This window comes from Motiliproteus sp. (genome assembly GCF_965230735.1).
GTDB lineage: Bacteria > Pseudomonadota > Gammaproteobacteria > Pseudomonadales > Balneatricaceae > Motiliproteus.
The window spans coordinates 38,554-56,650 of record NZ_OZ246016.1 but is presented as its reverse complement, the minus strand read 5'-3'; the positions used below and the strand labels follow the sequence as shown (position 1 = coordinate 56,650).

General features: G+C 54.6%; 17 protein-coding genes and 1 tRNA gene. 7 read left to right on the top strand and 11 right to left on the bottom strand.

Annotation, left to right across the window (positions count from 1 at the left end; translation table 11 throughout):
- Window positions 1-155 precede the first annotated feature (155 nt).
- The gene (locus tag ACO05M_RS00275; protein ID WP_421866490.1) at window positions 156-866 is read left to right on the top strand and encodes an aspartate/glutamate racemase family protein; all 711 of its coding nucleotides are present in this window, start codon (window positions 156-158) and stop codon (window positions 864-866) included.
- A 21-nt stretch (window positions 867-887) separates the two neighbouring features.
- On the opposite strand, the gene ACO05M_RS00270 is transcribed toward ACO05M_RS00275, so the two are convergent.
- The 8 genes from ACO05M_RS00270 to ACO05M_RS00235 all read right to left on the bottom strand — a co-directional run bounded on the left by ACO05M_RS00270 (window position 888) and on the right by ACO05M_RS00235 (window position 8,367).
- The gene (locus tag ACO05M_RS00270) at window positions 888-1,433 is read right to left on the bottom strand and encodes a DUF3299 domain-containing protein (RefSeq protein WP_421866487.1); all 546 of its coding nucleotides are present in this window, start codon (window positions 1,431-1,433) and stop codon (window positions 888-890) included.
- Window positions 1,434-1,444: 11 nt separating this feature from the next.
- A complete protein-coding gene (locus ACO05M_RS00265; RefSeq protein ID WP_421866484.1) occupies window positions 1,445-2,701 on the bottom strand; it encodes an ABC transporter permease in 1,257 nt (418 codons plus the stop codon).
- A complete protein-coding gene (locus ACO05M_RS00260; RefSeq protein ID WP_421866481.1) occupies window positions 2,695-3,432 on the bottom strand; it encodes an ATP-binding cassette domain-containing protein in 738 nt (245 codons plus the stop codon). The genes ACO05M_RS00265 and ACO05M_RS00260 overlap by 7 nt, the downstream gene beginning before the upstream one ends.
- Window positions 3,433-3,439: 7 nt before the next feature.
- Complete coding sequence (locus tag ACO05M_RS00255; RefSeq protein ID WP_421866478.1) at window positions 3,440-4,066, bottom strand: DUF2796 domain-containing protein; 627 nt, start codon at window positions 4,064-4,066, stop codon at window positions 3,440-3,442.
- Between the two features lie 273 nt (window positions 4,067-4,339).
- The gene (locus tag ACO05M_RS00250) at window positions 4,340-5,209 is read right to left on the bottom strand and encodes a mechanosensitive ion channel family protein (protein WP_421866475.1); all 870 of its coding nucleotides are present in this window, start codon (window positions 5,207-5,209) and stop codon (window positions 4,340-4,342) included.
- A gap of 60 nt (window positions 5,210-5,269) precedes the next feature.
- A complete protein-coding gene (gene mgtE, locus ACO05M_RS00245) occupies window positions 5,270-6,634 on the bottom strand; it encodes a magnesium transporter (protein WP_421866472.1) in 1,365 nt (454 codons plus the stop codon).
- 359 nt (window positions 6,635-6,993) lie between these two features.
- Complete coding sequence (locus tag ACO05M_RS00240; protein WP_421866468.1) at window positions 6,994-7,281, bottom strand: hypothetical protein; 288 nt, start codon at window positions 7,279-7,281, stop codon at window positions 6,994-6,996.
- A gap of 216 nt (window positions 7,282-7,497) precedes the next feature.
- Window positions 7,498-8,367 (bottom strand): LysR family transcriptional regulator, encoded by an 870-nt coding sequence (locus tag ACO05M_RS00235; RefSeq protein ID WP_421866465.1) that lies wholly within the window; start codon window positions 8,365-8,367, stop codon window positions 7,498-7,500.
- A gap of 137 nt (window positions 8,368-8,504) precedes the next feature.
- Here ACO05M_RS00235 and maoP point away from each other — a divergent pair, with 137 nt between their 5' ends.
- The 4 genes from maoP to ACO05M_RS00215 all read left to right on the top strand — a co-directional run bounded on the left by maoP (window position 8,505) and on the right by ACO05M_RS00215 (window position 11,861).
- Window positions 8,505-8,861, top strand: coding sequence for a DUF413 domain-containing protein (maoP, locus tag ACO05M_RS00230; protein WP_421866462.1), 357 nt, complete (start codon window positions 8,505-8,507; stop codon window positions 8,859-8,861).
- Window positions 8,862-9,234: 373 nt separating this feature from the next.
- The gene (locus ACO05M_RS00225) at window positions 9,235-9,705 is read left to right on the top strand and encodes an Hsp20 family protein (protein ID WP_421866458.1); all 471 of its coding nucleotides are present in this window, start codon (window positions 9,235-9,237) and stop codon (window positions 9,703-9,705) included.
- Between the two features lie 228 nt (window positions 9,706-9,933).
- Window positions 9,934-10,497: a hypothetical protein gene (locus tag ACO05M_RS00220; RefSeq protein WP_421866455.1), complete on the top strand. Its 564-nt coding sequence runs from the start codon at window positions 9,934-9,936 to the stop codon at window positions 10,495-10,497.
- Window positions 10,494-11,861 carry a DegQ family serine endoprotease gene (locus ACO05M_RS00215; protein ID WP_421866452.1) on the top strand — a complete coding sequence of 456 codons (1,368 nt, stop codon included), beginning with the start codon at window positions 10,494-10,496 and terminating at the stop codon, window positions 11,859-11,861. Before ACO05M_RS00220 ends, ACO05M_RS00215 begins: the two co-directional genes overlap by 4 nt.
- A 165-nt stretch (window positions 11,862-12,026) precedes the next feature.
- Here ACO05M_RS00215 and rpoH read toward each other — a convergent pair whose 3' ends face one another.
- The gene (gene rpoH / locus ACO05M_RS00210; RefSeq protein WP_421866449.1) at window positions 12,027-12,902 is read right to left on the bottom strand and encodes an RNA polymerase sigma factor RpoH; all 876 of its coding nucleotides are present in this window, start codon (window positions 12,900-12,902) and stop codon (window positions 12,027-12,029) included.
- A gap of 344 nt (window positions 12,903-13,246) precedes the next feature.
- A tRNA-Ile gene (locus ACO05M_RS00205) sits at window positions 13,247-13,323 on the bottom strand.
- A 136-nt stretch (window positions 13,324-13,459) separates the two neighbouring features.
- On the opposite strand from ACO05M_RS00205, the gene ACO05M_RS00200 reads away from it, so the two are divergent.
- A complete protein-coding gene (locus ACO05M_RS00200) occupies window positions 13,460-14,383 on the top strand; it encodes a 5'-nucleotidase (RefSeq protein ID WP_421866446.1) in 924 nt (307 codons plus the stop codon).
- 96 nt (window positions 14,384-14,479) lie between these two features.
- Window positions 14,480-16,090, top strand: a complete 1,611-nt coding sequence (locus ACO05M_RS00195; protein WP_421866442.1) for a cation:proton antiporter — start codon at window positions 14,480-14,482, stop codon at window positions 16,088-16,090.
- Window positions 16,091-16,179: 89 nt separating this feature from the next.
- Here the strand turns inward: ACO05M_RS00195 and rpoD are convergent, their stop codons facing one another.
- Entirely contained in the window at window positions 16,180-17,991 is a 1,812-nt protein-coding gene (gene rpoD / locus ACO05M_RS00190) for an RNA polymerase sigma factor RpoD (protein ID WP_421866439.1), read from the bottom strand.
- Window positions 17,992-18,097 lie beyond the last annotated feature (106 nt).

Below are 18,097 nucleotides of genomic sequence, written 5' to 3'. Positions count from 1 at the left end.
ATCGCCGATGCGATGATGGTATGCGCGGCTTATCAGATTGAAATAACTAGAAATTATCTCGTGCCATGTCGTTTGGGTATGGGCTAGACAGAGTCGGCATTGGCCGGTTGCCAGGGGGCTTGGCTAGTCTGGCAGAAAAACTTGGAGCGACGTTGATGAGCACAGTTATTGGTATTCTCGGAGGGATGGGACCGCTGGCTACCGTGGATTTTGTCGAGAAGGTTATCGGGCTGACCCCGGCTCGTTGCGATCAAGAGCACCTGCCGTTGATTATTCACTCGGTACCCCAGATTCCCGATCGGACGGCCTGTCTGATCGATCAGCAACGCTCACCGCTGGCGGCCATGGCCCGAGGTGTCGAGACTCTGGCGAAGTCAGGGGTCGGGGCGATCGTCATCCCCTGCAATACCGCCCATCACTGGTACGAACCCTTGTCGAAAGACAGTCCCGTCCCGATTCTGCATATTGCGGATGCCTGTGCCGAATCACTGGTCAATGAAGGAGTGGCATCGGTAGGGCTGATGGCGACAGATGGCACCCTGAAAGCCGGTTTTTACCCGCGTAAGCTCAGTGAGCATGGGATCGCTGTGACCCTGCCGGGAGCCGAGTTGCAACAGCAGGTGATGGAGGGGATCTATCGGGTCAAAGCCGGGCAGATTGAAACCGGCGGGCGGATACTCGAATCCTGTGTAGAGCAGCTGCTGGAGCAAGGGGTTGAGCGGGTGATACTGGCCTGTACCGAAATCCCCCTGGCGCTGGATCGAATCGAATCGCCATGGCGAGAACAGAGCGTCGATGCCACCCGCAGCTTGGCCTCAGCCTGTGTGCGCTGGCATCAACAGCAGACCAGCCTATTGGTCGCTTGATTAACTGCCAGTTCTAGAGCACTAGAAGTCTTCGATGGTTTCGATATTGGTCAGATCCAGGGTGTAGCCGGCATGGGCAATGCCGGTATCGGTGGTTTCAATTCGAATCCGACCGGAGACTTTCACCGGGGCGAACAGGGTCTCGATTTTTACCCCGGGGTCGGCCCGTACCAGCACGATCTGGTTGCTGGGGGGCGGAGGTACGTGGATACAGGCGCCAAAATAGGGGACCAGCAGGAACAGACTGGTGGCTTCGTAGTCGCCTTCCAACGGCAAGGCAAAGCCGGGCAGGCTGATCAGTTGGCCGTCGAGGGATTCGATCACCGGTGCCGATTGCAGGATCTCCTGGAACTCTTCCAGGCGTCGTTGACCTTCGGGATCGCCATCTTCGAATGCACTGACATCGTAGTCGGCGAACAGCGCCTCGTCGGAGAAACCGGCCGGCATCAGGTCGCTCCAGTCCAGCGCCTGAACTTCATCCGAGCCATGACTCAGCGCCGAAATCAGGGCGCTGAACAGCACTCCGATAGTGATCAGGAACTTAGCCAAACCTGTGCTGAGTTTCATCTACTCCACTCCTAAATCCGGACCGAGAGTCCGTCGGCCAGGGTATTCCGGTAAGCCACGTAGGCGGGGATCATCCCGACCAGGGTTGCGGCCAGGGTGACGGCACCCAGGATCATCCATTCCAGCGATCCGGGTGGTCCTAACTGAAGGTTGAGTCCGTAGCTCTCCAGCAGCCAGTCGGCAGCGGCCAACAGGCTAAGGCTATAGACAAGATAACCCAGCAGAGTTCCGAGCAGGCCGTAAAGACCCGCTTCCAGCGTGAACAACGCAAAGACCTGCAGCGGACGGGCGCCGACCGAGCGAAGAATGGCCATCTCCCGACGGCGTTCGGCCAGGGTGTTCAGAATCGCGCTCAACATACCGGCCAGGCCGGCGACGACCACCAGAATCGAGACCGCCCGCAATGCTTGTTCGGCGACGCTCATCAGGTCCCAAAGCTCCTGCAGTGCGACGCCGGGTAGGATCGCCTGCATCGGTTCACGGCGGTATTCGTTGATCTGCCGTTGTACCTGGAAGGCGCTGATTTTGGAGGTTAAGCCCACCATAAAGGCGGTGATCGCTTTGGGCTCCAGCGCCATCTGGCGGGTCTGCTCGGCGCTGATGGAGCGTCCCGGGATCGGTACACCCGCCTGCCAGTCGATATGCATCGCTTCGATGCCGGCCAGGCTGACATGGACGGTGCGATCCACGGGCGTGCCGGTGCGGGCCAGAATCCCCGCGACCCGGAAGGGTTTGTCCTTATGGCCGCTGTTGCCGATATCGACCAGGCCGTGGGCGACGATCATCGACTGGCCGAGGGTATAACCCAGCTCACGGGCCACATCGGCGCCGATGACGGCATCGTAGAGGTCTTCGAAGGGTTTGCCCTGCTCAAAGGCCAGCGGCTGACCCCGGCCGTAGCGATAGTATTGGAAATAGTCGCGACTGGTGCCCAGCACCCGGAAGCCCCGGTGAGAATCGCCCAGCGACAACGGCACGGTCCATTTGACCCGAGGGTGGTTGGCAAAGTGCTGGTACGAGCCCCAACTGATGTTGCTGGTGGCGTTACCGATCCGAAACACCGAGTAGAGCAGCAGCTGAATTGACCCGCTACGGGCACCGACCACCAGGTCGGTCTGGGAGATGGTGTTGGCAAAGCTGGCCTTGGCGTCCTGGCGCAGTTTTTCGACCCCCAGCAGCAGCGCCACGCTCAGGGCGATGGTGAACAGGGTCAGCATGACCGTCGCTCGACGGTTGAGCAGGCTGGCGATGGCGAGGCGAATCAGCATGCAACCGCCTTTGGCGGACGGCTGGTGCTGGCGCGGTTGATCTGCTCCAGCGACAGGGTTCGATCGAACTGTTCGGCCAGGCGCAGATCGTGGCTGACAAACACCAGGGTGCTGTTCTGGCTTCGGCACTGATCAAACAGCAGGGTCAGAAAGCGGGCCTGGCTGTCCGCATCCAGGCTGGAGGTGGGTTCGTCGGCGATGATCAGTTCGGGCTTGCCGATCAGCGCCCGGGCAACGGCTACCCGCTGCTGCTGACCGATACTCAGTTGCCGTGCCGGCTGGCCGGCGACCTGATCGGGATCCAGCTCCAAGGCTTTCAGCAAGCGCTGCGCCGCCTGACGGGGTGATTCGCCCCCCAACTGCCGGCGACGATGGCGGGAAAACGACAGCGCAAGGGTGATGTTGTCGACTGGGTCGAGGTAGGGGATCAGATTGAACTGCTGGAACACAAAGCCCAGATGATCGGCGCGAAACCGATCACGGGCCGAGGCGCCCAGTTCGGTCATCGCTTGACCCAGAATCCGGATTTGACCCTGCTGCGGCGAGATCAAGCCGCCCAGCAGGCTCAGCAGCGTGCTCTTTCCGCTACCGCTGGGGCCGTAGATAAACAGCCGCTCACCACGGGCAACCTGCAGCAGCTCTATGTCGAGTAGTGGGGTGCCGGGTTGCCAGCCGTAGCGCAACCCGGTTAGTTCAACAGTGTGACTCAGTGCAGCATCCATGGACGCCATGATACCCCTAAAAGCGGATGTGGGGGGTACTGCGGGTCAGCTCCTGCCGTTGTTGGCCTCCGGGTGTGATCAGTTGCACCTGAATCTTTTCAAAGCCGTCGAACTGCTGCCAAAGCTGGAGTTGTGCTCCGTTCAGGGCGTCGGGCTTATGGCAATGGTAGCTGTAGCTGACGTGGAACTCGCTATGCTCGCTTGTGTGGTCATCGCCGTGGGCGTCATGCTCTTTGTGACTGTCGTGATTCTGATGATCATCGTGGGCATGTTCTTCATGCTTCTCATGGTCGTCGTGCCCGTCATGCTCAGCATGTTCCGCGTCGTGATCGTGCTCCTGGTGATCTTCGAGCAACGCCGACTCAATGGCGCTGGATTCCAGCTCGCAGTCAGCCGCTTCAGTCAGCTGAATCACGGCTCCTTGCCGCAAGGTCGCCACGGCCTGCTCCAACTTGTGCCTGTCCGCTTCCGTTGTGGCTTGGTGCTCGAACCCCAAAATGTTGTCGGCCGGGGATATCAGCTCAATCAGAACCTCTTCGCCCTCGACCACCATATTCAGTTCGGCCGCGCCGTGCTGATGGGCGTCCAACTGCTGGTGTTCATGTTCATTGGCGAGCAATGGTTGAGAGATCGGGCTAAGCATAGCTAGCCCGAGAAGCAGGGAGGTGCGGCGCATGATTACAGTACCCTATAGTTAATTAAAAACGTTATAACATAGCTTTTTGGTTGTTGTATTCTGATTTCAACAGACTATTGGATCAAGTGAGTTGTTTCAGGAGTGATTGGAGATCAAGGTGCTCCGGCTATCTAATGATCTGGAATCCGGCCCAGACTTAGATGGTTTAACGATATAGTCGTGGATGGGAGGTGATTGAATCACCTCATGCAATCATATACCTGCTCAGCCGGCAGATCATCAGAGGGTTTCATCATCGCACTCTATCTCTTTGCCGCCAGGATTTTTCGCCTTTTCTAGATACCAGAGCGACATAAAGTCTTCGGTAATCTTTTCTTCTAATTCTAATGCTTGCTCTGATGGACAGAAAATAGTGACGGTAGCTTTGTTTTTACCGATATCCGTGGTTGATATATGAATTGTCGGTGCCGGTCCAGATATCGTGACGTCGAGTCGTTTTTCTATCAATGTATTATATCGAATGGCGACATCATAAAAATCTTCGCAATGCTCAATGGCTTTATCCAGCAGCTCGTCTTTAATCGAAAATAAATTGACACTCTGATCTCTCGTTATTGTGAACGTGTGGGTTGCGTAGCGTTTTAAGAAGTTTAGGTTCTTCATTGTGCTGGAGAAGAGCATGTTGTTGGGAAGAAACAACGTTTTTCCAGTGTGGCTGTATGAATGAACATCAACCTCCAGCAGGGTCAGCTTTGACCAGTCGGTCTCGGTCACCTCACCACAGTAACTTCCGACCTGAATCCAGTCTCCTATCTGGAAAGGTCGAGCGACGGAGATATAGATAAAGCCGATAATACATTGGATGAATTCTCGAGTTGCAATAACAATGGCTACGACGAAGGCGGCGATCGATAGAGCAAAATGTTGTAGCTCTTCTGACCAATAGCTAAATAAACAAATAACTACGCTTAAGTTTATTAAGTTGCGTATCAGGTTTATCAGATGTCTTTTATCTTGTCTTTTTGCTTTGCTTCTTAGTCTGATAAGTTTAATTATATAAATTTTTACCAAGTAGATTATTGATATGAATAATATGCTAATAAATAGCTTTGAGCTGGAAAGTATTTGAAATAGATCGCTCTCTAGCATGTTATTAACTCTTTTGTCAGCGTTGTTTAATATAGTTTGAAAGCATGTTTTTTTGTTCGCTTACATATCAAGTAAGAACAGTGAAGCCATACCCAGAAAACTGAGAAAGCCGATGACATCGGTGACGGTAGTTAGAATGACCGCCCCCGAAAGGGCAGGATCAATGTTCATGCGTTTAAGTAAAAGCGGTACGATGACGCCCGATAATGCTGCAGCAAAAAAGTTAATCATCAGGGCAATAGCAATGATGGTGGAGAGCGCGGGATCTTCGAACCAGGCTAAGGATACCGCAGCGACAAGTACTGACCAGGTCACCCCGTTGAGCGCGGCGATGGCGAGTTCCTTGCGCACCAGCCAGGGGGTATTGGCTCTGGATATCTGATTCAAAGCCATGCCGCGGATGGTTAGAGTCAGCGTCTGGCTGCCCGCAATGCCTCCCATGCTGGCGGTAATCGGCATTAATACCGCTAAGGCTACGACCTGTTCCAGCGCCTGTTCAAATAATCCGATAATCCAGACGGCGACAAACACGGTCAGCAAATTGACGCCCAACCAGATGCCCCGGCGTTTGGCACTGGGAAAGATGGGAGCGAACAGGTCTTCATCTGTAGCGATACCGCCTGACTTGAGTAGTGCCTTGTCGCCCTCATGACGAATGACATTGACCACATCATCAACCGTCACACGGCCGCATAGCTTGCCCTCGTCATCGACTACGGCGACAGAGATCAGAGACCGCTTCTCGAACAAGACCGCTACCTCGTGTTCCGGTAAATCGCAGCGGACCACCTCTTCCGAGCCAACCATGGCTTGTTCGACCGGAGTATCAGGAGCACCCGTTAGGATCTCGGATAACATCAGTTTACCCAGGTAGTGTCCTGAGTGATCGATAACCATCAGTGAATCGGTTAACGGGGGTAATTGCTGCTGCATCCGTAACCAGCGTAAAACGACAGCAAAGGTCACGTCTTTGCGGACGCTGAGCGTGGCGGTTTGCATCATCCGTCCCGCAGTCCCTTCCGCATAGCTCAGGACCTGCTCCAGACGTTGTCGATGGTCTTGTTCGAGCGCTTCTATGACCGCATCGGAAGCTTGGATTGGTAAATCACCGATTACCCCGGCGAGAGTCTTGGCCTCCATTGTCTCTGCAGCCTGGATGAGCTGTTGGGCATCCATCTCTTCCAGGATCCCGCCCCTCAACTCCGGTCTCAACAAGGGGATGGTTTCCGTCTGCAGTTTCTCGTTTATCAGCCCCCAAAGGATTGAGCGTTGGGTCGGCAGTAGAGCCGCCAATAAATCAGCGATGTCAGCCGCAGAAGCAGTGTTTAGCTGCGCTTCGAGTCGAGGTAAGTCATTGTCGCGAATCGCTCTGATCACTTGATCGACATCGAAGTAGGTCGAGTCGAGGGTAGTGACATCAATCATAAAAGCTCTTCCCAAAGCAGTGATACATGTGATCTAAGGCTTCATGCCTTTTTGCATGGTAGCTGAGAGTATCGATCACGACTATATCGCCGAAGTAGAGTCTTATTGCTATCTGGATAAACTGATGTGTTAGGCGATGCCTCCCAACAACGGTATCGAAGATTGAATCGAAATATCCAAAAGGTATGGATTGGGAGTCAAAAAAGCGGCCGGTTTATGTCGTTGGAAAGGGGGCTGGCGGGGGGGCAGTGGTGATAACAATCAACGATAAAGCAAAGGATAGTTCGACACTATCACCACCAAGATAACGACAAGGGGAGACGTCGGCCGTTGTAGCGTTTCTCCCCTTGTCACCGAGATCATTCGAAGTCGTACCAGCTGCCTTGATAGGCTAAATCCTTGCGCTCAAGATAATCTTCAATTCCTCGACGAATCTCCGCTTGCCGGATTTGTTTGTCTCGATGCTGCGCAGAGCGGTGTTCGGGAAGATCAACTGTGTCCTCACGAAAATCTCTATCCTCGTAAGAGTAGTTCATAGATGTAAACTCAGTGATGGCACCACGGGTGCCTTGGTTTGGGGGCCTCACTGTCACGCACAGCTGAGAAAAAGAAAAGCGAGAAAATTCTTCGTTGAAGGTCAATTTCATTTCAACAGGCTTGGGCCTGATCGCTAAGGTTCAAGTTACAGCAAGCAGTTTGATGGGACTTTCTGATAGGGGGATCCGGTATGCGCTGCGGTTGCTGGATTACACCGGGTTTCGACGCTGGATGAAGCCCCGCTGAGGAATTGGCTAATCAGTCATTACCGATGTTGCTGAGGCCCGGATGGTTGTTTGTCCGCACGCTAGGGCAACCTAAAAGACTTATACCGGCTGCGCTGAGGGCGGTTGAGTGGTGGTGGCCAGGAAATTCACAATATCTCCGACCACCTCGGCCTTGTCCGACTCTTCAAGGTAGATGGCGTACACATCACGGTATAAGGCAGGGGCTTTTGCGACGACGAAGAGTTGTTTGGATTGCAGCTGATTTTCGACCAATTTCCTAGGTAAGTAGGCGCTGCCTCCCTTACTGAGAATAAATTTGCGTGCAATATAGGTCTGCCCGGTTCTCAAAATCGGAATCGGATTCGCTTTAAAAAGCTTGGCCTGTTGAACGTTGTAGCTGATCCCCCAGTCGACAGCCACGTAGCCGGTGTTGCTGATATCGGCAACACCGACTCCGTCTTGGTGGCTGACCAGGATCAGTTCAAACTGGGTGACTGGTTTGACGGTTAGGCCCGCGACCTTGGGCGGGTCAAACACCAATCCGACATCGATCTTACGTTCCAGCACGGCGCGAACCAGGACGACCTGCTTATCCACTTCGGTGGACAGGCTTACGTTGGGAAAGGCTCCTGAGATATCCGAGAGTCTATGTTGCAGAAAGGTGTCCCAAACGTTAGACGTGCCGCCAATACCGATCTGCAGTGCCTGCTCTTTAGATAGTGCTACATCCTGCAGCGCCAGATTCCAGGTGGCCAATATACTCTCTGCATAGGAAATCAACCGCTCCCCTTCAACCGTCAACGACAGGTTATTGCGTTTGCGATGAAACAGTGGGGCGCCAAGCTGATCTTCCAGCTGACGGATTCGAAAACTGACTGCTGAATGCGTGATATAGAGGTTCTCCGCAGCGCGACCGAAATGGCGCGTCTTGGCTACCTCAAGAAAAGTGCGTAAAAGTACGGAATCCACAGTCACCGCCGGCCAGTTTTTTTTGTACTGAGTCCCAAAATAACTCGTTTTACCCTCTATAGCCTAGACAGCATACTGCGGCCATCAAGCCTATCTCACTGCCTTTCGAGGGCACCTAATTTCATCGAGTACGTGATATGTATCAGCAGACTGCTTTCGCCACAAGCTTTGCCAGCAGCAGGAAATTCCATGACAACGAGAACTTCCCCCACGGTTTAGATCGATGCGGCGAGTTCACCTGTAAACAGAGTGATCTGTTGACGCAACGGGGGCATGCATACCTGGCCTTGTCGACCGGAGAACGCAAACCGAAAACCTCTGCAGAAAATCAGTTCGTAACTTTCTCTCAGGGGCGTAAAAAACCAGAAACAGAAGATGAGCGTGTCTGGGACAGATACTGCCGTCTGGTTAACCAAGCTAAAAACTATTACTCAGTCGGCTTGAATTTGGTTCCTGAGCTGTCTACCAATGATTTTTTGATCGGTACTGACTGATTAAATTCGCTGGCAGACTGGAAGGACTTCCGTGAAAACCGCTGTTTACTCCAGGTTTAGTCAAGTCGTTGCGGCACCTGCTCACGGATGATGCTTTTGGCCGCATCGACGAGCAACCAGGCCTGACTACCGGGGCACAGTGGGGCGGGTAGATCATCAGTGGCTCTGCCGGTTTCTGATACCGGAGAGCTGCGCGATGATTTACTCGTTGCTGTCAGTTCGGCGGCGTCTTTCAGAAAAACTTCAGATCAATATCTTGAAAAGATTGTTCTCATCCTTACTTGAGTAATTGCATGGGGAAGGAGGCTGGACTCAGCTCCTATCTGCACTGCATCAATATCTTTATCTCATATTGCTCATTGGAGGATATGTCATGAACACTATTGATTTCTCACCGCTCTATCGGAGTTCTGTCGGTTTTGATCGTCTGGCATCGCTGCTGGATCAAACCCTGCAGCACAACCAGTCTGGTAACGGCTACCCGCCCTACAACATCGAGGTAGTGGATGATCTGAGGTACAGCATCACCCTGGCCGTTGCCGGTTTTGAAGAGAAAGATCTGGAGCTGGAAGTTGAAAGCGGAGTGTTAACCGTGCGTGGCTCGAAGAGTACGGACGACAAGAAACGACGCTTCCTTTACCAAGGGATTGCGACCCGAAACTTTGAGCGTAAGTTCAGCCTGGCAGACTATGTGGAGGTAAAAGACGCGAAATTGGAAAATGGCATGCTGACCATCGACCTGGTCAAAGAGATCCCGGAAGCTATGAAGCCTCGGAAGATCCATATTTCTCATGAGCCTGCTGCCATTGAGCACCAAGGTGACGACCAAGGCGAAGCAGCCTAAAGCCAAAGGGCGGTGCGGCAGCACCGCCCTATCGAAGAAGGTCAACCATAACCGTCTGTCATTGAATAATCGAAGTTTATAGGTTCGTTGGGAGCTCTGCTGTTTGTCCGAGAGGTGCAACAGGAATACCCCCATCGATCTCTCATCGATTCCTAGCAAGAAAAACAGAGATCACCATCAGCTAACAGCATTTTGCTCGGTGTCTTTGCTCTTTGGGAGGCTCTGATCATGGCCGCTGAATCTAGCTATTTGAGTACTGATATCAGCTACCGACTTTCGGCGCGTCAGGCGCAGACGTTCCTGAATGCTCGCCAATGGCTGATCCATTTCTGCGCTAACCCCTCATCAGCCGAGATCCTCGCACTGGAGGGTTACTACCTGCAACAAGCCCTGGGATCGAAAGCGACAGTGCTGCTTTTGGAGCGTGCTGGACTACAAGGGCTTACAGAGCAAGAAATAGTGCAGGGGGTAGCTCTTCTTCGTCAGCTCGATGAGGGAGTTGCCTGTGACAGTCAGGCGCTTGAGGACGCTGTTCTGATGGCCGAGTCCCAGTGTTTTTTTGCCCAGCATGGCAGCGCTCCGAGACGTCGTTTTTTGGAGTTAAGTCGCAATTATCTTCGCCTCAGCCCTACTTCGCTGCAGCGACTTAATGAATCCGAAGATGAGTTCTTGTCGGAGCACCTGATGTTGTCCCCCGGGGCTAACCACGGTGAAGCTGTTTCCTATCTGGCCAGCAACCTGTTTCAACGACACAAGCACGGTACCGAGAAATCACAGAGGAAAAAACAATGAAAATGTCAGTGCGTAATTTTCAGGCCCTTTGTCTATTGGTAGCTACCCTGTGGATAGGGCAAGCGGGTGCCAAAGCACCACCTCCTGATGACAGCCTAGCTCCCATGGTGGATCGCGTGTTACCGGCGGTGGTTAATATTTCTACCCGTTCGAATGCGACCATCCAGAGCAACCCGTTGCTCAACGATCCTTTCTTCCGACACTTCTTTGGGGATTTGTATGGAGGGCGGGGTATTCCTCAACCTTCGCAAAGGCAGAACCAATCACTGGGGTCCGGTGTCATCGTCGATGCTGCAAAAGGCTGGGTGGTTACTAATCATCATGTCATTGATCAGGCCGATGAGATCACGGTCACGTTGCGTGATAAGCGGAATTTGAAAGCCGAGCTGATCGGTTCCGATCCAGAAACGGATATTGCTGTACTCAAGATCGACGCTGAGAACTTAGTTGCTGTTGAGATAGGGGATTCCAATGATCTTCGCGTTGGTGATTTTGTTGTCGCGATGGGCAACCCTTTTGGTCTCGGGCAGACAGTTACCTACGGCATCATCAGTGCCTTGGGGCGCAGTGGCCTGGGTGTCGAAGGCTATGAAAACTTTATTCAAACCGATGCCTCTATCAACCCCGGTAATTCCGGAGGGGCGCTGGTGACTACTCAAGGCGAATTGGTGGGTATCAACACGGCCATCATCGGACCCAATGGCGGCAATGTGGGAATTGGCTTTGCGGTCCCGACGGCCATGATGAAAGCGGTGGTGGAGCAGATTGTCGACCACGGTGAAGTCCGGCGGGGCCAACTGGGGGTACTGATTCAGGACTTGACCACTGATCTGGCCAAGGCATTTGGACTAGAACAGCAGGCTGGAGTTCTCGTCTCTCAGATCGTGGAAGGTTCTGCCGCGCAAAAATCGGGCCTTCAGGAAGGTGATGTCATCATCGGGGTGAATGGCCAGCACGTCTCCAACAGTGCTGAGCTCCGAAACCTGATCGGCATGCAGCGCCTGGGCAATCGTGTCAGGATAAAGCTGATTCGTAACGCAGAACCCTTGCAACTGACGGTTAGACTCAGTAAGCGCGATCCTGATGTGGCCTTAGGGCCGGAAACCGATAAGGTTCGAGGCTTGACGCTGGGTGCTATTCCACCCGATCACCCCTTGCAGGGGCAGGTAACCGGTGTGGCGGTACTGCAGGTCGATCCCAATAGTCGCGCTTGGCAAGCAGGCATTCGCGCCGGCGATGTCATCCGGTCGATCAATCAGCAACCGCTGAGTCAGGCTGATGATGCGGTCAAACGTTTAGAGTCCGGTGAACGTTCGTTACTCCATATTGTTCGCCCGGGCGGTGCGTTGTATGTGATGCTGTAATTGCATCAAAGGCGCCGATCGCTAACCCTAGATCGGCGTTCGCCAATCCGCCATTTACCGGTTTAGAATCCGACCCGCGACGCTTCAGAGTGCAGGTCGTTTTTTCCATGCAAAATAATAAAGCCGACGCTCAGGTCGGCTTTATCTTCTGGGTTGATGGAGTGATCAGGCCACGAAGGTCGCTTGAACTTCCGTTGAGAGTTGTTTGATGGCTGCTTTCTCTACCTGGCGTATACGCTCCATCGATACGCCGTGACGCTGTGCCAGCTCTTTCAACCCGGTTTTCTCGTTGCTGAGCCAGCGGGCTTCAATAATATCCCTCTGTCGCGCGTCGAGAGCGTTTATCGCTTTATATAGTTGTCCCCGATAAAAATCGCCATCGCGAAGATGCTCTAGACGGAGTAGCGGGTTAGCTTCCGGTGCTTCCAAATAGTGTGCTGGAGCTTGTGGGACGATTTCCTCTTCATCGTGGCTGTCATAGCTGCCCTCAAAGGAAAGATCCTGGGTATAGAGCCGTTGCTCCATGGTTTTGACCTCATCAACGGGAACATCCAGTTCTGAAGCTACCGCAGTAGCCTCATCTTGGGATAGCCACTTCAAGGACTGGCGAGCCTGGCGTAAGCGGAAAAACAGTTTTCGTTGTGCCTTGGTGGTGGCGACCTTGACGATCTTCCAGTTGCGCAGCACGTACTCATAAATCTCAGCACGAATCCAATGGACCGCAAAGGATGAAAGGCGAACACCCATGTCAGGGTCAAAACGCCGAACCGCCTTCATCAGGCCGACACAGCCCTCCTGAGCGACGTCTGCAAGAGGTAATCCGTAGCCTTTGTAGGATCTTGCTATCTTGACCACGAAACGCAGATGAGAAAGAACCAGATGATGTGCCGCCTGCAAGTCGTTCTCATCACGCAACTTACGCGCCAGGTCTCGTTCTTCACCTTCATCGACCATCGGATAGTTATTGGCAAAAGACACCAAAGCATCAAAGTTACCTAAGGAAACGGGAAGCTGGCCACCTAATGTCAATGCCTTGTTCATTGCTAGTCTCCTACGCTGACAATAAACCAAATAGTGATAACGGCTGAATCAGGCGTTGTGAGCGGTAAAGCAGGAGGCATTGCTATTGGAAAAGCGGCTGGGACCAGCAGCTTTGGGAGTAAGCACGCGCCACCTATTCTTTTAGAAGCAATATGCAAAACGCACTCTCTGAGGCCTGAGTTCAGCACCTGCTAAATAGATAAGGATTTGGCGGGAAAATTTCAAGACCTATGGCGAAAAGTGATTGCCACCGACAGATTAGCTATACAAGTTGTCCTTGGTCATAGCGACTAGAGGATGCAATGAGTCTGTTTTAAGGGGAGGTTCTTGGCTGGCAAAGAGATTGGTGGGCCCAGCAGGACTTGAACCTGCGACCAAGGGATTATGAGTCCCCTGCTCTAACCAACTGAGCTATAGGCCCCCAGAAAGGAGCACGAATTGTAGCGGCTCTGTTGGGGCAAGCCAAGAGCTGGCGGGGCTTTTCGGCGTTTTGGTAAGGGTTCTGGGGTGGGAACCATGTTAGGCTCGGCTTATGTTGAACAGGGAGCGAGTTAAGCGTGCCTTACGATATTGAAAACCGGCTGGTGGTGGGATTGGCGTCGAGTGCGCTGTTCGATCTGCAGCACTCTGATGCGGTGTTCCGAGAGAAGGGGGAGCGGGCTTACCGGGTCTATCAGCGTGAGCATCAGGATCAGCCGTTGGAGCCCGGCGTAGCGTTTCCGTTTGTGCGTCGCCTGCTGGCGCTGAATGCGCTGGATCCGGCCAATCCGCCGGTTGAGGTGGTGCTGCTGTCCCATAATGATCCGGATACCGGACTGCGGGTGTTCAACTCTATCGAGCATTACGGGTTGGGGATTCAGCGGGCGGTGTTTCAACAGGGGCGCTCGCCCCACGAGTTTATCCCGGCGTTTAATATCAGCCTGTTTCTCAGTGCCAACGAAACCGATGTGCAGCAGGCGATGGCGCTGGGGCTGCCGGCCGGGTTGGTGCTGGACTCCCATGCTGCCGATGATCCGGAAGACGAGGAGCTGAGGCTGGCGTTCGACTTTGACGGGGTGTTGGCCGACGACGAGTCGGAGCAGATCTATCAGCAGGGGGATCTGGAGCAGTTCCAGCAGCACGAGAAAGATCGCGCCGACATTCCCCATAATCCCGGCCCGTTAAAGGACTTTCTGGCCAAGATCGCCCGTATTCAGCAGCTGGAGCAGGAGCGCTCGGAATCGGAGTCGGATTACCGTCCCCGCCTGCGGCTGGCGATTGTCACCGCTCGCAGTGCTCCGGCCCATGCGCGGGTGATCAAGACCATGCGCAGCTGGGATCTGATGGTCAACGATGCCTTCTTTTTGGGCGGGGTGGAGAAACGCCGGGTGCTGGAGGTCTGGGCGCCGCATATCTTCTTCGATGACCAGCGTGGCCATCTGGATGCGACGGCGGGGGTGTCGCCGTCGGTGCATATTCCGTTCGGTATCGCCAACCAGTAACGATCGTTTTTTCGGGTTAATAAGTGTCGAAGATCAAGGGGTTGAATCGCCGCGCTATTGTAGAGTGAAGGTGTTAACCGACCCCTGGTGTGCATTATGGATAATCTGATTTTTCTGATCGTAATCACCGCGGCTCTGTCGCTGCTGCTGAATGTGCTGCTCAAGCGCTGGCAGGTGGAGTCGGTGATCGGTTATATCCTCAGCGGCATGATGGTCGGTTACGCGTTCGATCTCAGCCACAACAGCAGTCTGGGGTTGATTGCCGAATTCGGCATCGTGTTTTTGATGTTCACCATCGGGTTGGAGTTCTCGCCCAAGAAATTGCGTCGGATGAAGCGGGAGGTGTTCCTCTACGGGCCGCTGCAGCTGGGGGTGACCGCAACGCTGTTCTTCCTGTTGGGGCAGTGGCTGTTTGAGTTGCCCTGGACGGTCAATCTGATCGTCAGCTTGTCGTTGTCGCTCTCCTCGACGGCCATCGTGCTGAACCTGCTGACCAAGTACCGCAAATCCAGTAGTCAGTACGGGCGCAATTCGGTTGGGGTGCTGCTGTTCCAGGATATCGCGGTGATTCCGATCCTGCTGTTGGTGTCGATCCTGGCCAACGATCAGCAGGATATTACCCAGGTGCTGACCGCCACGGCGATCGATGCGGTGGTGGTGTTTCTGATTCTGTTCCTGGGCGGTCGTTTCGTGACCCCGTATGTGATGGAGCGGGTCGTCGGAACCCGCTCCAATGAGCTGTTTGTCGGCACCCTACTGCTGATGGTGGTGGGCGCGGCCCACATGGCCCATGAGCTTGGATTCTCCTATTCGTTGGGGGCGTTTTTGGCCGGCATGGTGATCGCCGAGAGTGATTACAAGCATCAGGTGGAGGCCGACCTGGCCCCGTTCCGGGATCTGCTGTTGGGCCTGTTTTTCATCACCGTTGGGATGCAGGTCGATCCGATGTTCGTGCTCGGTAAGCTGCCGCTGATTCTGGCGGTGATGGCGGCGCTGTTGGTGGTGAAAACCCTGGTGCTGTTGGTGCTGATGCGGGTGTTCAATAACACCAAGAACTCGGTCAAAACCGCGTTGCTGCTGGCCCAGAGCGGGGAGTTCTCGTTTGTCGTGTTCGAGACCGCCCAGGCCAATAACCTGTTTATGGATCCCGAGATGGGGCAGACGCTGATCATGGCGATCGTGTTAACGATGATGCTGACCCCGTTCGTGTTCCGTTACCTGGATCAGATCACCGAAAAACTGGTGCCGGCGGCGGTTGCCGATGGGGAACCTGATGAAGCGGTCGAACAGGCCGAACAGGACCATGTGGTGGTGCTCGGTTACGGTAAGCTCGGTGGTCGTGTCGGTGCGCTGTTGCAGGCGCGGGAGATTCCGTTTAAGGCGGTGGAGTTTGATGCGGCCAATTTCCGTCAGGCCCGCAAGCGCGGAGAGCCGGTCTACTACGGCAATGCCGGCCGGCGTCAGTTGCTGGAGCAGATGAATCTGACCCAGGCGCGGGCGGTGGTGATCGCGATGAGCAATCAGGCCCGCATCTCGTTGGTGGCGCAGTCGGTTCGGTCGCTGGCACCGTCGGTTCCGATTGCGGTCTGTGGCTCGGATCGGGACCATTGCGAGGAGCTGGTGGAGATGGGGGTTGAGACGCCGATCAATATCCTGGACCAGGGCGCCGAAGCGCTGGTTCAACAGATCGATTCTGATGCCGATTAGACGTTGTTCGATAAGGGGCGGACACAAAAAACCGGGCTGGTCGCTTAGGGCGGGCCCGGTTTTTTAAGGTCTCGATCTGGCGCTGAACTTTACTCGTCGAGGAAGCCGCGCAGGTGATCGGAGCGTGACGGGTGGCGCAGTTTGCGCAGCGCCTTTGCTTCGATCTGACGGATCCGCTCACGGGTTACGTCGAACTGCTTACCAACCTCTTCCAGAGTGTGGTCGGTGTTCATGTCGATACCGAAGCGCATCCGCAGAACCTTGGCTTCACGACCGGTCAGACCGGACAGTACATCACGGGTTGCTTCGCACAGACCTTCGGAGGTGGCGCTGTCTACCGGTGAGTGGACCGTGACGTCTTCGATAAAGTCGCCCAGGCTGGAATCCTCGTCGTCACCGATCGGGGTTTCCATCGAGATCGGCTCTTTGGCGATCTTCAGTACCTTGCGAACCTTGTCTTCCGGCATCTCCATCCGTTCGGCCAGCTCTTCCGGCGTCGCTTCACGACCCATCTCCTGCAGCATCTGACGGGAAATCCGGTTCAGCTTGTTGATCGTTTCGATCATATGCACTGGGATCCGGATGGTACGGGCCTGGTCGGCGATCGAGCGAGTGATCGCCTGACGGATCCACCAGGTGGCGTAGGTGGAGAACTTGTAGCCGCGACGGTATTCGAACTTATCGACCGCCTTCATCAGGCCGATGTTGCCCTCTTGGATCAGGTCCAGGAACTGCAGGCCACGGTTGGTGTATTTCTTGGCGATAGAGATAACCAGACGGAGGTTGGCCTCGACCATCTCTTTCTTGGCACGACGGGCACCGGCTTCGCCGATGGACATCCGACGGTTAACCTCTTTGATCTGAGCCAGGGTCAGGCCAGCACGCTCTTCCAGTTGCGCCAGCTTACGCTGGGAGCGCAGCAGTTCAACTTTGCTGGTGACCAGGCGCGGACCGCAGGGGCCGTCTTTGGCACAGATCTCTTCAACCCAGGCGTTATTGAGTTCGTTGCCGGGGAAGCTCTTGATAAAGGTCTTACGGTCCATCTTGCCGCGACGGGTGCAGATGCGCATGATATTGCGCTCTTCGTAGCGGATCTGATCGACCACCGAGCGGACCGAGTCCACCAGAGAATCATACAGGCGCGGTACCAGTTTGATCGGCGCAAAGATTTCAGCCAGCTTGGCGACCTCTTTGTCGAACTCTTTGCTTTCGCGGCCGTGTTTCTCGATCGCCTTCTCAGTCTTCTCCCACTGAGCGGTCAGCTCGTCGAAGCGGCGCTTGACCTCTTCGGGATCGGGACCTTTCGGGCCTTCTTCCTCTTCGTCGTCATCGCTGTCGGAAGCCTGAGGAGCCGCCGGGGCCGGGGTGGGTACAGTATTTTCGTCTTCCGGGTCGATGAAGCCGTTCAGTACATCGGTGATGCGGCCTTCCTCTTCCTGGCTGGCCTCGTAAGACGCCAGTACTGTCGGAATAGCGCTCGGGTAGGAAGCCAGGGCCGACATCACGCCGCGCAGGCCTTCTTCGATCCGCTTGGCCAGGATGATCTCGCCTTCACGGGTCAGCAGCTCTACGGTGCCCATTTCGCGCATGTACATCCGGACCGGGTCGGTGGTGCGACCGGCTTCGTTTTCGACCGCTGCCAGCGCCGCGGCAGCTTCTTCCGCCGCGCTATCGTCGGCGGAATCGCCTTCGGCGACCAGAATATCGTCAGCGTCCGGAGCAACCTCGGAAACGGAGATGCCCATATCGTTGATCATCCGGATGATCTCTTCGACCTGATCCGGATCGGAGATATCCTCGGGCAGGTGGTCGTTGACCTCCGCAAAGGTCAGATAGCCCTGCTCTTTACCCCTTGCAATCAACTCTTTAAGTCGAGACTGCTGCTGAGACGTGTCTGCCATGGATGCCTATTCTCGGTTTGAGGGTTCAAAAAATAGCCGCATATTATATCGATGTTGCGGCGCAAATACCACCAAAGGCGGCGGTGTCTGATGCTGTTGAGGGTGG

Coding starts and splice junctions, on each gene's coding strand:
- rpoD (WP_421866439.1), bottom strand. CDS start 17,991: ATGGCAGACACGTCTCAGCAGCAGTCTCGACTTAAAGAGTTGATTGCA.
- ACO05M_RS00260 (WP_421866481.1), bottom strand. CDS start 3,432: ATGGCGTCCATGGATGCTGCACTGAGTCACACTGTTGAACTAACCGGG.
- maoP (WP_421866462.1), top strand. CDS start 8,505: ATGTATCAGCAGACTGCTTTCGCCACAAGCTTTGCCAGCAGCAGGAAA.
- ACO05M_RS00270 (WP_421866487.1), bottom strand. CDS start 1,433: ATGAAACTCAGCACAGGTTTGGCTAAGTTCCTGATCACTATCGGAGTG.
- ACO05M_RS00255 (WP_421866478.1), bottom strand. CDS start 4,066: ATGCTTAGCCCGATCTCTCAACCATTGCTCGCCAATGAACATGAACAC.
- ACO05M_RS00215 (WP_421866452.1), top strand. CDS start 10,494: ATGAAAATGTCAGTGCGTAATTTTCAGGCCCTTTGTCTATTGGTAGCT.
- ACO05M_RS00275 (WP_421866490.1), top strand. CDS start 156: ATGAGCACAGTTATTGGTATTCTCGGAGGGATGGGACCGCTGGCTACC.
- ACO05M_RS00195 (WP_421866442.1), top strand. CDS start 14,480: ATGGATAATCTGATTTTTCTGATCGTAATCACCGCGGCTCTGTCGCTG.
- mgtE (WP_421866472.1), bottom strand. CDS start 6,634: ATGATTGATGTCACTACCCTCGACTCGACCTACTTCGATGTCGATCAA.
- ACO05M_RS00225 (WP_421866458.1), top strand. CDS start 9,235: ATGAACACTATTGATTTCTCACCGCTCTATCGGAGTTCTGTCGGTTTT.
- ACO05M_RS00220 (WP_421866455.1), top strand. CDS start 9,934: ATGGCCGCTGAATCTAGCTATTTGAGTACTGATATCAGCTACCGACTT.
- rpoH (WP_421866449.1), bottom strand. CDS start 12,902: ATGAACAAGGCATTGACATTAGGTGGCCAGCTTCCCGTTTCCTTAGGT.
- ACO05M_RS00265 (WP_421866484.1), bottom strand. CDS start 2,701: ATGCTGATTCGCCTCGCCATCGCCAGCCTGCTCAACCGTCGAGCGACG.
- ACO05M_RS00250 (WP_421866475.1), bottom strand. CDS start 5,209: ATGCTAGAGAGCGATCTATTTCAAATACTTTCCAGCTCAAAGCTATTT.
- ACO05M_RS00240 (WP_421866468.1), bottom strand. CDS start 7,281: ATGAAATTGACCTTCAACGAAGAATTTTCTCGCTTTTCTTTTTCTCAG.